Here is a 13,682-nt window from a genome sequence, read left to right as displayed (position 1 = left end):
ATAATTTGATAGTTTCTTTTATCACTAAATTTGAATGCATTAAATCATATTTTTATAGTTCACTAGTCTGATTATGAATAAGAAAGAAAATGGCACTAAAAGAATAAAGAAGCCCTGGCCAACGAAAGAAGCTATGGAACAGGTTTATGAAATGAAACTCTGGGGTGCTGGCAAATCTCATTTTTATTCAGGAGAAGGATCGCATCTTACTGAGTTAGTAAATCCATATATCACAGTTCTCACTTCATTTCTAACCTCTTTTCAAAGCGCTATTGTAGTATGTGATCTGGGTTGTGGCGATTTTAATGTTGGGAAAGAATTAGTAAAGCATTCTAAAAAGTATATCGCTGTAGATATAGTAAAAGACCTTATCACATACAACAAAGAAAAATTTAAAGCAAAAAATTTAGAATTCCATTGTTTAGATATTGCAACGGATGATTTGCCTTCCGGAGATTGTGTATTATTAAGACAAGTATTGCAGCATCTATCGAATGCTGAAGTAAATAGTATTTTGAGTAAATTATATAGTTTTAAGTATGTAATTCTAACAGAACATCTACCTCTAGGAGATTTTACACCCAATAAGGATATAGTTTCAGGACAGGGGATTAGACTAAAAAAACATAGTGGTTTAAACATATCAGCTCCACCATTTAATTTCAAGATAAAACAAGAAAAACAATTATTGGCGGTAAAGTTAAATGATGGTGAAGGTGTTATTGTCACTACTTTCTATAAAATTTTCTAATCCAGATTTTTATTTAAACATGATAGCACGTATTCATCGTTCGTGGAGGCTTATCCGACACTAACATTAAATAAATGTCCAACTAAAGCAGTTAACCCCATTGCAACAGTACCCCAGAATGTAATCCGTAAAATTGCCTTTAATATACTTGATCCTCCCGTTTTTGCAGCCAATGCTCCTAGAATAATTAGAAAAGCAGTAGCAAAACCGTATAATGTATACTCCATACTTTCTAATGGTAAAAAAATAGTTACAATTAAAGGTAATACTCCTCCGGCAGTGAAGGCAGCACCAGAAGCAAATGCAGCTTGCATTGGTTTGGCCTGACTTATTTCATTGATTCCTAATTCATCTCTAATATGTGCTCCTAATACATCATGTTCTGTTAATTCTTCAGCTACTTTTAGGGCAGTTTCTTTTTTCAGACCTCTTTTTTCATAAATCTCTGCAAGCATTTTTAATTCTTCTTCCGGCATTTCTTCGAGTTCTTGCCGTTCTCGTTCGATATCGGCTTTTTCAATGTCTGTTTGTGAACTTACAGAAACATATTCGCCGGCTGCCATGGATAAAGCCCCGGCAACCAATCCCGCCAGTGTCGCCAGAATAATAGGCTCCCGAATTCCGCTGGCAGCAGAAACTCCTATTGCAATACTAGCGGTTGATAAAATTCCGTCGTTAGCTCCTAAAACAGCAGCTCTTAACCAATTACTTCGGTGTATGTAATGATTATCTAGATAAGTATCTAAATCTTCTGATTTCTCTGTCATTTAAACTGTTTTATTAAATTGTTTAGGATATGAGATCCCGCACTTCAGAAAAAAAAGCATCGTTACTCAGTTTCTCCAATGAATCATATTTTGATTAAAATTAGGAGTTTCAATTCAATTTTTCACAAAACATGTTTTTTATAAGTACTTATATTAATCTTTTTTCTGTTCTTGTTCTGTGTAATATTGATCTCCATTAATCATTTTATCTTCATCATACATCGAATTAGACATTCCTAGCATGAATGCGGTAATGATTAAAATAAGTTTTCTTTTTATCCAATAAGCGAAAGTTTTGGATTTCTCCAAATATGTTTTATTCTTTTGTTTATACATTTTAGTAATGATAAATGATTAGACATTTGTGTTATCATTCTATGCAGCTAAGTGCATGTTCGCGTAGAACTAAAATCTGTTCTAAGCTATGTATAGACTTGAATATTGGTTACTGGAAATGAATTTTTTATTTAAAAAAACACGTTGAGCAATCATTGAATTTATTGTTCTAAAAAACTCAATATGTAATTTCAAAATAGTTTGAATTTGATTACTATGTACATCGCGTAGATTGCAATATGTAATAACTGAAATGATTACTTTTTCTGAAAGAAATTGTCTTGCAAAAACATACAATTTTGAATGTTTGCGGCTTAATTCTTTTCGAGTGGTGACGTACGAAACTTGATGATAGTCTGAAGAATTTATGCGAGTGTATGCAGTGCCTTCGCTAACCGTCAGACCGAAGATTAGAAGAAAGGAAATCAGGTATTTTATATACTTTATCAATTTATTTAGTTAAACATTAAAATTAGAGATTCTTCTTGATTAAAATACGGGGGTTTCAACCCTATTTTTTAAGTATTATACTCCTTTTTCAAAAATAAAAGAATTAAATATGTTTTTCAACAACCAACTCACTATCAGAATTATTAATGGTGGTTAGAGTTGTTTTGCTTTGATAATTGTGGGGCTTGTTGCAGCCTATGCTTGCCTAAAGAAGATCAGTATTACAGCCGCTACTGCCATCAAAACTCGTTTCGACTTGATTTCTAAAATCTAAGTTATCCCGATGCTCGGGGAAGAAAAGCTAGTTCTATGTAATAGTCCGAATATAAATGATAATTAATTATATGGATGGAATACTGGTATTTTAATATTCTAAGTCAAAACGGGTGTCATCTTGAGGCACTGAGTTATTAGCTACTAGCAAAGCTTAACGGTTAAAAAACTACTTAATAATAGGAATAAGTTGTGAGCTTATTATCGTCTGCCTTTCCTTCATCAAATTGTACTAACAAAATCTAAAAATACTTTTTTATGAAGCTCCAAATCCAGATTGGGAGAAAGTGATACTCGGACGATATAATCTTTGTCTCCTTCTTTAGTCGTCCCTTGAGTAGATGTTGCTGGTATGGTCCAATAACACCCGTTTAACTGCCCATAGCTCACACAGAACTTACTTTCATTGGGGATTTCTGTAATCATTAAATTGATTAGTTTATGATTTAACTCTCTTTTATAAGATTCTTTTTCTTGATCAGTATTACCTTTAGTGGGAAGATCTAAGGAAAACACAGATGGGGTAAATCCTTTTTTTGCCAATTCTTCTGAAACAAAATTGATTTTAGCCTCTGGTAAAGTATCGTGGATGAAGTTTACTAAATCACGTGTATTCTTATAAGCGTCCTTAATTCTTTGATTCATTGTAGGCAATTGTTTTGCTAATATTTCAATTTGAAGATTTGTAGCCTCGTTATCGCAAAGTCTTAGGTGAATTTCTATTTTTTCCATCAAAGCTTCAGCTTTTTTATTTCCTACACAGTAGCCGGCAGTACATAACCCACCACTTGGAAATTTCGAACCACTAGCAAATGAAATGGTCTTAACTGTTGAGAGAATTTCACCTTCTCCTAAAAAGTGTACATTAGGACAAAATGTTTGATCTAAAATAAAAACTGGATCAATGGCAATTTCACCTTTGCTTGTTTTACGTTCTTTTCTTAAAACATCTTTTAATTTTTCAAGATCTGGAACTTCAACTCTAGGGTTTGTTGGAATTTCAGCAATTATGAATGGAACAGCATCTTCGTTGGCTATATTTTTTAAAACGGAATCAATACTTTGCACCATTTCATTATCACCATCAACAAGTAAATCTACCACTTCAACATTATCCAGGCAAGCTGCAACTCGTCTTGCTTGATCATTTGTTCCACCATAACAATTAGGAGGAACAATAATTTTGATGGCCTTTCCTTTGTGATTTACTATGGCATCGTGAATGAGCCCCATCAAAATAGCATATTGTATAGACAGTCCACTAGAAGCCACTAGTACCTTAGTGTTCGTACCAGTAATGTCATTAATTGAATCTAAGACAAGTATTTTGTTTGCCTCCACATTAGTTTTCTTAGTATCAAAAGAAGATTGCGCTATTAGCAACCTTAAAGCAGCAAGCGAATTGGCTGGCGTCATTGCAATAGTCTCTCTTCTTCTTACATGTTGAAGGTCTGAAATATAACTTTCATTTTGTTCACCATTTACTACTAATATACTTCCAAGATGAGCATTAAGACTGATGAAAAAGTCAATATTAGAATTGAGATTATACTTACCAATTTTCTCTTGTTGTGAAATGAAGATGGTACTGCCGTTATCGCGATAGCTATCAGGGAAAGAAATCTCTTCTACTTTCTCAACATGCTTTAAATCAAATTTATAACCATAAACACCTTGCAATACATCAACATCAAAATAATCAGGTAATTTACCTGTATAAAAAATTTGAGTGCTTTTATTTTCTAATAAATTTTTTCTTAAAATTGCCAAAATAGGAATTGTCTTTGATGAAAAACTTATTACATTTTTTGGATTTAGACTGTTTAAGTGAGCAATTCCCCATTCTAATACACAAGATAATGGATGCCCTAATCGAATATAGTCGTAAGCAGTGGGTAATTCACTTAGTGCCGAAGATTCAGAATTATTACTATTAAATAAGATTTCGAACTGCTCTAGAAATTGAGTTTTCGCCAACTTTTCATCATAAATATCTAGCCGATGGGTTGTTATACTTAACCAGCCAGTTGGTATATTTTCTAATACATCTTTAATATAACTAAGCATTTTAATGTCTTTCATAATTCCCATCTTTAAATCGGCTGCAAAAATACATTAATCATATTTATTTTAAGAAGTGTGGCAAGACGTTTTGTAAGATTGTGTTTATAGGGTTTGAAAATGTATCGTGGTGCCAAGAGTGACCTAATATCACTATAGCATTTAGAATTAAAAGCGCAGTCTTATAGTTCCCACGAATCATATTTTGATTAAAACGAGGAATTACAATTCACTTTTTAACAAAGCATTTTGGCTTTTGGTAGTTATGGAAAATGATTCTTATTCTACGTCTGCACAGACACATCTTATTCGTAGTTTCCATTCCGGAGAGAAACTAGTGTCGGTATTAATGGCATTTACCATCCAGCTTTGACCATCAAATGAAGGCTCTGAATAAGTTGCTCGCCCAGATAATATGGCATCAGTTCCATCCAAAACAGACCATCCTGCCGACAAAACTTTTTTTCCAGCCGGACAATTTGCTACAAGTTGCTTACTTGGAGCGTTATCGTAAGTCGATTCTACTACCACAATTTCATAACCGGTAATACTTTCTTTACAATCTGAACAATCGATCTCAACAGGATCACCACATCCCCATATTACAGCAAGGGAAAGCACGATAAAAAAACTTAGGTATTTCATCTTTTATTATTTTTTAAGTGAATACTAAAAATAATAATTATTGCGCTAAGTTCCTGAAATATAGCTGTTTGTTCTAAAGGATGTATAATGGGTTTGTAAGTAAAACGTGGCGCCAGACCTAACCAAATTCCAATGTTTCGGGGGTAAACAAATATGTTAGGATTATTCCGACGAAGCATATTTTAGACTAAAGAAGTTATTTCAATTCAATTTCTTCCGAAGTCTTAATTTTTATCCTCTTTCTTCGGAAATGGTCTGTAGGTATAGGACTTCTGAACAATTTTCCAACTGCCTTCGTATTTCAATAGCAGAAAATAGTCGGTAAAAATTCTCCAATTAGGTATTACAATTTCTGCTTTCGCCATGGCAGCGTCTTTTTCGAAATCAATCGAAATAATTCGGCCTATTCGGTTTGACTTTTTACCTTCTTTGACATTTGAAACATATTCTTTTCCGGAGCGAATCCAAAGACTGTCATTAGAAATAGTATATAAATTGAAGTCTGGGTGAAATGCCCGCCTAAGTTTATCAGGTTCACCATTTGCAGTGCCATCAATATAATCCATCAATGTTTCCGTAATTAATTGAATTTCTGATTGACTATTTTCAGATTGTGCATTTATAGTAAATGTTCCTATAAAGAAATAGGATAGAAGTAGAAGTTTAGATAGTTTCATTTTGGATTGTTTTAAGATTGATGACAGCTTCTCAAAATGTTGAACAACAGGTTTGAAGCGGCAACTACTTCAAAGTTACTTCTTTTTTTACTTAGTATTGATTCGAGTAATTCCAGTGTTAAGTGGAGAAGGAAGAGCCAGTTCAGTTCATTTTGAGAGCCATTTTACTTAAAAAATATCTCCAATTCTAAATTTATTTCCGAACAAGCAATTAACATTATGCGATGTTAACAATGTTTATTCTTTCAAGACTTTAATAATTTCATTATCATTAAGAATTAGAAAATAAGTACCAGGAGCCAGACTACATTTGAATGGTTTTTCATTCAAATTGGGTACAATTATGACAAAGTAACTTTCATTAGTGATAGACAACTTCCCGTCTCATTATTCTTTTTCAGGAATGGCCATAGTATGGTTGGCAATTAGATAACACCTTTCATTAATTTCAACATAAGTTCTCATAAAATGGTAAGTAATTGGACTAGGACCTCTATCCATTATAGTTAATCCACTAACGATACCAGTTTTACCCGATATAATTACCTTAACATCTTTAGAAATTCGTGATTTGGTGTCTTGATTATTACTTCCTAAATATCTATTAACCCTCTCTAAAACAGCAGATTTATTATCAATCGTATTCGCATGATTATGATCCTGTAATCAACAATTTCTACAGAGACATTCCGGAAAAGTTGAAGGATTTGGACATGAAAATGTTTTAGCAATTAATAAACATTCTTGTTTTTTTTCTTCGGAATACATTTGAGTAAAGATTTACTTTGTACCCAATTGTTATTTTCTGCTAGTAAATGTAGGTAGAAAGATGTCGTTCATTATAGCAAAAGCCAATTGTCCATCTTGCGAGTTGTAGGCTCCACCCGTGAAAACAGCAACCATATCCATTTCTGGAATTATAATAATAAACTGTCCACCATTTCCAGATGCGGTTTTAGAAACAAGAATTTTATCATTTAGTTTAAACGGAATATTCCACCATAAATAAGCATAATCGATTCCTTCAATTTTTGTTTTCGTGGAAGTAGATTCTTCGACCCATTTTTTAGAAATAATTTGTGTGTCATTCCATTTCCCATTGTTGAGTATCAATTGTCCGATTTTAGCCATGTCACGTGACCTCATATACAGTCTCTTAGCTGAAGGAATAACCTCTTTCTTTGAAGTATGTCCCCATTCTACATTGGTAATTCCCAAAGGATTAAATAAGTATTGTTCGGCGAATTTATCGATTGGCATTCCTGATGCCTGACTAACTATTTCCGCTATCAAAACGGTGCCTATCGAACAATAATTTGATACCCCGCCAGGTTCATTGACCATTGGCAGGTCAAGTGCATACTGTAGCCAATCTTTTTTTCTATATATCTTATCCTCTTGTCCTTTCGATTTTCTGTCAAAATCGTTACAATCTAGTCCACTCGACATAGTTAAAAGGTGTTTGATAGTAATCTTTTCCTTTCTTTCGTCAAGATTTTTATTCGGTATGGGGTTTTTGAGATATTTTGATATTGGATCGTCAATGCTCTCGATAAAACCTTTGTCAATCGCGATTCCCATTAGAATAGACCTTATGCTTTTGGTTGTAGAACGAAGGTCGTGTGCATCGTTCACTGACTGTCCTTTAAAGTATTCTTCAATAATAAGTTGGTCATTTTTTACTAATAGCACGCTATGAATTTGATTTTCTCTGTCTTTCAGTTGGTTGAACAACTTATAAATCAATGTAGTATCTACATTTTGTGATTTTAGATCGCTTGTTTTCCAGCCATCTCCAAGTTCTTTAGGTTGAGAATATGTGTAGGTATCTTGTCCATAACAAAATGAATGAATAGATAATGTTACAATTATCAAGATTGCTAAGTGTCTCATACCAAATTATTGAAACAAAACATATCTAGGAGGAACAAGTCCGTTTAGTCTCATAGAAACGAGCATTTGTCCTCTGTGATGTGTTATATGATCAGCAAGCAACAAGAAAATTTGTCTTTTCGTCCTGTTCAATCCGAAATAGTCTAACTCCTCATCCATTTTAGTGGTATCGAATTGTTCAATCAGTTTTATGGCTTGATCGAATGCTTTATCAATTGTTGCAATCATATCTTCTTTAGATTTGTTGGCAACCTTGAAGATGGTGTCAGTGTTCCAATCTCTTGATTCTCGTCCACCTAACAACGACTGACTGTGCCAATCTATCGCATATCCTATATGCAACAAATTTTCAGAAAAACTCATTGACTCTGGTGTAGCTCTGAAATCATATTTGTCTTCGGGCATCATCTCTGCCACAAGAATTAGATACTTTCGAGAATTTTCCAAACGCTCTAAATAATCTGCAATAAAATTATCTTGTTGAGCGAATAGAGGTGATTTTACCAAACTAAATAGCAAAACGGTTGTTACTATAAGTATTTGTTTCATATTCTTTAGGTTAGATATAAATGCTATCAGTTTTCTGAATTCTAAAGATACTGAATTTGTATCGAGATTTTTACTGCGAATGTCAACAGGGATGTATAAGAATTGTTGCGTCTGGAATATCTTTATACTGCCGTAGAACAGTTTTAAAGTGGTGATCGCCTCAAATTATTTTAATTTAAATAATTGATACTTCGGAAGGCATATTAAAAACATGCACGGGATATTCGAAGGATCTATTTGTCACATAGTTATTCAAGATCTAAGTATAAGAATACTCGAGAAATTAACATCAGGAACTGTTAAGCTACGTTTTTTGGTTAAGCTTAAATTCTTTTATCATTTCGACAGCTAATTTGTGAGGTCTTCCTGAAGCTTTTTCGTAATCGGAAGTGATATCATATTCTTCATCTCTAATTCCTTCATAAATCCCAGTAATAACACCTCCAATAAATTCGCCTAATTCTCGTTTCCTTTCTTTGGCATATTCTTCAGCAGAAATTGCGTTAAAAACAAGTTTTGTATTATACACCTGATTAATAAGTTTAACCAATTCCTTTTGAGATAGTGGTTCCCCCACCAAATTATAAGTCTTATTGCCATGCGAGTCTTGAACTAACATTTTCGAGTACGCATAACCCAATTCTTCTCGGCTTGTATAAGTACATTTACCTAAACCTGCGCAGTTTCTAATTTCACCATCTTTAATGTAAGTATCAAGATATTCTAAATCTGGCTCAATATAAATACCGTTTCTACCAATCACCCAATCAAGTCCCGAATTTTTTATGTCATTTTCCGTTTGTCTGTTGCTTTGTACCACAGGACTAAAAGCATTGTTTTCTTCGGCACCAACAATACTGGTATACACAATCTTTTTTACACCATTTGCTTTTGCAGCGTCAATGACAATTCTGTGTTGTTGGATTCTTTTTTGCGGTTCATCCATTCCAGATATTAGTAATACCGTATCAATACCTTCCAAAGCTTTATCAAAATGCACGCGATTGTTATAATCGCCTTCTCGGACTTCAATGCCAAGATGTTTTGCTTTTTCTGGTGTGCGTGCGATGCCAATCACATTGTCACTACTAATTTCGTTTATCAATTGTCTTATAATTGAGGACCCTAATTTTCCACTTGCTGATGTTACTGCGATTTTCATAATTTTAATTATTAAGGCTTATCAAAACTACTTTATTACCAAATTTAGACCGTAATTTATAGGTGTTGTTTCGCTCGACTGTTTTTAAAAATTTACGCGAATCTGCCATGTCAGCATTGTCAACATAAATTACTGTCTTTGCATGAAAATTAGGTTCGAGCATTTGAAATAATGGCAAATACAAATCCTTCCAGCCATCCAATAGCAATAAATCGATTGGCTCATCATGATTCTTTAAGGTTTCCATTGCATCGCCAATTCGGACATCAATAAGGCTGCTCACACCAGCTTTTTTAAAATTCTCTATGGCTTTTATGGCTTTCGATTCTATTAATTCCGTGGTGATTATATTCCCTCCTGTTTCTAAAATACCTTGGGATAAAAACAAAGTGGATATCCCAAATGAAGTTCCAAATTCAACAATGTTTTTAGAGTTTGTTTCCTTAATAAGTTGCACTAGATCTACTCCCTGCACTTTAGAAATCGATAAGTATGCATCTTTAAAATCTAATGGTTGCATAGGACTGAATATGCTTTTAGCAGCACCTTTCACCATTTTTATAAAGTCGTATTTTGAATCTAAATAAAGTTCATTGAGAATTGTTTCGACTTTTTGTTCTTCAGTATTCATCATTTTCCTTTTTTTATATGGAAATAGCCTGCAAAATAATTATCGACTTCTTTTTAGCATTTTATAGCGTGACATTTTCATGGTAGAATTATCTATCATTGCCATATAATCTGCAACTGAACTGTCAGACATAAACTTGGACATAGAAGCTTCTGCATTGGCCATTGTTTTCCAGTAAACAACTACAACATACTCCCCGTTTTCACTTACTCCACTCATCCGCTTCATGAAACCAGGTTGTTTAGCGGTATATTCTCTTTTAGTCGATTGGTCTCGCTTTTCAAAAGCTGCTATATCTATATCTGATTTAATCTTAAAAGTGGTGACCTCAATAATTATTTCTTTACTCTTCCTCTTTTCAGGATGAAGTTGTGTGAAACTCGTTAGCGTTAAAAATAGTGTAGTTAATAGAAGTAAATGTTTCATTTTGTTTGATTTTAGTAATTATAAATTTTTTATTTACAGTGGTTTACATTTTATTAATAATTCTGATGAATCTTAGAACCAATCTGCTCCTGGGTCACCTGGAAAAAAGGCGTCTGGTAGTGATAAGAAAAGACCTGCCTCCAGATAATTTGGGTATAGCAATTCGAGCTCATCTATGACTTGTTGGTGTGTCGTTGCTATACCTCCTCCAGTGATAGTTTGAGTTCCATTAATAATACCCTGTGCATTTTGCAAATAATCTATATTTTCATCGATAACAACCTCAATATCAGAACGTGAACCATTGTGACCTACGAATAGATGATTGTAGGCTGAAAAATTTGTCTTTAGTACGTTTAAACCTGCTATCCAGTTATCAATTTCATCATTTGTGTCATTGGGAGTGTATTCTCTTAAATAAGGATGAGAAAGGTTGTATACAAGGTCACCAGAAAATAATATTTTGTGTTCTTCATTATAGAAATAACCATTTTCTCCGGTTTCAGCATTCGAAACTTTTCCAAAGCTAAATGTTAAATCTCCAATGGTTTGAGTACCGCTAACACCAATTACATTATTAGGATATATGTCAGTAAAATCTGAGGTGTTATTTAACTGATTGGCTATAGTGCTTTCAGCATAAAAATCCAAATCTGTAAAATTTACAGCACCGCCATAATGGTCGCCGTGATTATGCGTGATAATTACAGAACCCGTTTTGTTAATAACATCTAAATAGGTCTTTAATTCAACTGCGAAAACAGGGGCGGGTCCCAGATCTACAATAACAACTTCATTTTCAGTTTCAATAATTGTTACTGTATATGGAGCTTGTGTAAAATCAATGGTATGGTATCTTACAGTGTTTTCTGTAATAACATTTACTGAACCTGTTGTAATAATGGCACTTGATGGCGCCGTTTCAAAGACAACAACTTCAGTTTGCGAACTTTCATCATCATTTGTACATGATACAATTAGGGTGGTAGCCAGGATTGCAATGAGCCAAAAATTTAAATTTGAATACTTCATCATTTTTTATTTTAAAGATTAATTTGATTATACCACAAAGTTGAGGTAATGAAGCCTTTAAAATATTATCAAAGTGATGACAAAAATGGTAAATGTGGGAAAAGTGGAATTACTTAAATAGGTTCTCCTTAAATTCTTTAGGAGAAATTTTCAAGTTCTTTTTGAAGAATTTGGTGAAATTCGTGACTTCATCAAAACCAGTTGCAAATGCAATTTCTTTAAAACTTTGGTTCGTAGTGACAATGGCTCTTTTAATTTCAAGAATTACATAATTGTCGATAAAAGTTTTGGCAGTACTTAAAGTGAAGTCTTTTACCACTTGATTTAAGTTTTTTGTAGAAATAAACATCAATTCAGCGTAATTTTTTACGTTTCGTGTCCTTGTATAATTAGCTTCCACCAAGTTTTTAAATTGGATGAAAATGGTGTATTGCTTCGGATTCTTAACTTGTAGCTTATTAGTATTTGATTTACGCTCTAATCTTAATAAATACAGGTCCAATAATGCCGCTATAATATTTTTTTGAGCATAACTGTTTTCAGAATTAAGCTCAAAAATAAGCTGATTTAGAAAATTTTCATTTCCAGTCTTATCATTAAAAATGGGTGAAGTAATGTGATAATTATATAAGTGGGATATTATATTTAAAGATGATTTTGAAAAATGGTTTAGCACAAAATCTTCAGTAAATATAAGTATAAAGCCCTCATATTGTGGATTGTTTTGAAACGAATGTACTTGTCCTTTTGCAATTTTTAGTACGGTTCCTTCTTTTAGAGGATAATCTTTCAAGTCAATTTGATGGCTACCTGTCCCGTTGGTTATAATCATTAATGCAAAAAAGGATATTCTATGTGGTTGAGACGGATTATGATCTAAAATATCAGGAATTCTTGCAAATAATTTTGTCAAATTTAAAAACTCAAAATCTTTTGCGTTTTCAGAACTTTCAAATGATATGTTGGGAATGTTTTTCAAATAGAAAATTTTACACTGTAATATATCACTTTATTAACCAAAAGTAGACACATTACAATACTCTTAATCATCCTCTTGGATTTGATTAATAAGATCAATTATATGTGGAATGATTAGCTCACTATTTTTATATGAAATTTCATGTCCCTTGTCTGAAATTGAAATAACTTCCACATTCTGAAAATTCTCTTTACTGAAATTAATGTTTTCATATGGTACAATGTCATCAATGTTTCCGTGAAAATGCAAAATGGGTATCGTAAGGTTTTTCCAATCATTTTCAATAAGAGCAAGTTCTCTTGCGTGAAATTGTTTTTCATCTCCTGCAACTCGATACGCAGTTGGAACCAGCCATCTAGTTAATTTCCATTGTGTAAACCGAGATGCCCAAAAATCCTTTTCTATAGAAGGGTCTATTGCGGGTGAAATCATTACTACAGCTTTTACATTAGGGTTCAAAAGGCCAACTCTTGCCGCAATAGGGCCTCCATATGATGATCCAATTGCAATAACGTTTTGTAGCTTATTTTCGTTAATTATAGCGCTCAATATTTGAGACTGTTGGTCAATTGAGGTTATCTCATCTCCAAAATTCGAATAGCCATAACCCGGTCTGTCTAAGGCATACATATTTGTGGCTGCGATAAGTGTTGTATCAATTAAGTATTTTTCCCATGTGGAAATAGAACTTGGTGCGCCATGAACGAACAACAGATTTACATCCTTTCCATCAGTACTAATTTCTTGAATACGAACATTTAAATCAAGGCTGTCTACTCGAAAATATGAAATTACACTCGATATATTTAAAACCTTAAAATTTTCTTGAATTTCTTTATCTGATTTTCGCCATTGTAGAACCGTGCAAGAAGAACTAACAATATAAATTAGTAGTAGACTTATGAGTAAATAATTTTTTTGCATAATGATGCCTAATATGTTGATATATGAATTGGCGTGCTTGTTGAGGTCTACATCTTTAAGTAGCGGTGATTTCAAAGTTAATTCTTTTTGTCGGATGTTTCTTGAGGGCATCCTTCCGAATCTAAG

14 protein-coding genes are annotated in these 13,682 nt (G+C 33.2%); 1 reads left to right on the top strand and 13 read right to left on the bottom strand.

Going from position 1 to position 13,682, the window contains the following annotated elements:
* The first annotated feature begins 73 nt into the window (after positions 1–73).
* On the top strand, positions 74–751 hold the full coding sequence (locus BXY75_RS08210; RefSeq protein ID WP_121907224.1) for a class I SAM-dependent methyltransferase: 678 nt from the start codon (positions 74–76) through the stop codon (positions 749–751).
* A gap of 50 nt (positions 752–801) precedes the next feature.
* Here the strand turns inward: BXY75_RS08210 and BXY75_RS08205 are convergent, their stop codons facing one another.
* The 13 genes from BXY75_RS08205 to BXY75_RS08140 form a co-directional block, all read right to left on the bottom strand.
* Complete coding sequence (locus BXY75_RS08205; RefSeq protein ID WP_121907223.1) at positions 802–1,518, bottom strand: VIT1/CCC1 transporter family protein; 717 nt, start codon at positions 1,516–1,518, stop codon at positions 802–804.
* A gap of 153 nt (positions 1,519–1,671) precedes the next feature.
* Positions 1,672–1,854: a hypothetical protein gene (locus BXY75_RS08200; RefSeq protein WP_121907222.1), complete on the bottom strand. Its 183-nt coding sequence runs from the start codon at positions 1,852–1,854 to the stop codon at positions 1,672–1,674.
* A 945-nt stretch (positions 1,855–2,799) separates the two neighbouring features.
* Positions 2,800–4,659 carry a PLP-dependent transferase gene (locus tag BXY75_RS08195; protein WP_121907393.1) on the bottom strand — a complete coding sequence of 620 codons (1,860 nt, stop codon included), beginning with the start codon at positions 4,657–4,659 and terminating at the stop codon, positions 2,800–2,802.
* A gap of 258 nt (positions 4,660–4,917) precedes the next feature.
* The gene (locus BXY75_RS08190; RefSeq protein WP_121907221.1) at positions 4,918–5,283 is read right to left on the bottom strand and encodes a hypothetical protein; all 366 of its coding nucleotides are present in this window, start codon (positions 5,281–5,283) and stop codon (positions 4,918–4,920) included.
* Positions 5,284–5,507: 224 nt separating this feature from the next.
* On the bottom strand, positions 5,508–5,960 hold the full coding sequence (locus BXY75_RS08180; protein WP_121907219.1) for a nuclear transport factor 2 family protein: 453 nt from the start codon (positions 5,958–5,960) through the stop codon (positions 5,508–5,510).
* Positions 5,961–6,758: 798 nt separating this feature from the next.
* Positions 6,759–7,853, bottom strand: coding sequence for a serine hydrolase domain-containing protein (locus BXY75_RS08175; RefSeq protein ID WP_121907218.1), 1,095 nt, complete (start codon positions 7,851–7,853; stop codon positions 6,759–6,761).
* Between the two features lie 6 nt (positions 7,854–7,859).
* Complete coding sequence (locus BXY75_RS08170) at positions 7,860–8,402, bottom strand: DinB family protein (protein WP_121907217.1); 543 nt, start codon at positions 8,400–8,402, stop codon at positions 7,860–7,862.
* Positions 8,403–8,706: 304 nt separating this feature from the next.
* A complete protein-coding gene (locus BXY75_RS08165; protein WP_121907216.1) occupies positions 8,707–9,564 on the bottom strand; it encodes an SDR family oxidoreductase in 858 nt (285 codons plus the stop codon).
* A gap of 4 nt (positions 9,565–9,568) precedes the next feature.
* Positions 9,569–10,198 carry an O-methyltransferase gene (locus BXY75_RS08160; RefSeq protein ID WP_121907215.1) on the bottom strand — a complete coding sequence of 210 codons (630 nt, stop codon included), beginning with the start codon at positions 10,196–10,198 and terminating at the stop codon, positions 9,569–9,571.
* Between the two features lie 36 nt (positions 10,199–10,234).
* Positions 10,235–10,621 carry an antibiotic biosynthesis monooxygenase family protein gene (locus BXY75_RS08155; protein ID WP_121907214.1) on the bottom strand — a complete coding sequence of 129 codons (387 nt, stop codon included), beginning with the start codon at positions 10,619–10,621 and terminating at the stop codon, positions 10,235–10,237.
* A gap of 72 nt (positions 10,622–10,693) precedes the next feature.
* Positions 10,694–11,656, bottom strand: coding sequence for an MBL fold metallo-hydrolase (locus BXY75_RS08150; protein WP_121907213.1), 963 nt, complete (start codon positions 11,654–11,656; stop codon positions 10,694–10,696).
* 106 nt (positions 11,657–11,762) lie between these two features.
* Complete coding sequence (locus BXY75_RS08145) at positions 11,763–12,632, bottom strand: AraC family transcriptional regulator (RefSeq protein WP_121907212.1); 870 nt, start codon at positions 12,630–12,632, stop codon at positions 11,763–11,765.
* A 63-nt stretch (positions 12,633–12,695) separates the two neighbouring features.
* Positions 12,696–13,631, bottom strand: a complete 936-nt coding sequence (locus BXY75_RS08140) for an alpha/beta fold hydrolase (protein WP_245962939.1) — start codon at positions 13,629–13,631, stop codon at positions 12,696–12,698.
* Positions 13,632–13,682 lie beyond the last annotated feature (51 nt).

It is taken from the genome of Ulvibacter antarcticus (assembly GCF_003688405.1).
GTDB classification, from domain to species: Bacteria; Bacteroidota; Bacteroidia; order Flavobacteriales; family Flavobacteriaceae; genus Ulvibacter; species Ulvibacter antarcticus.
Note: the sequence above shows the minus strand (reverse complement) of the source record. Positions and strands in the feature narration are given on the sequence as shown.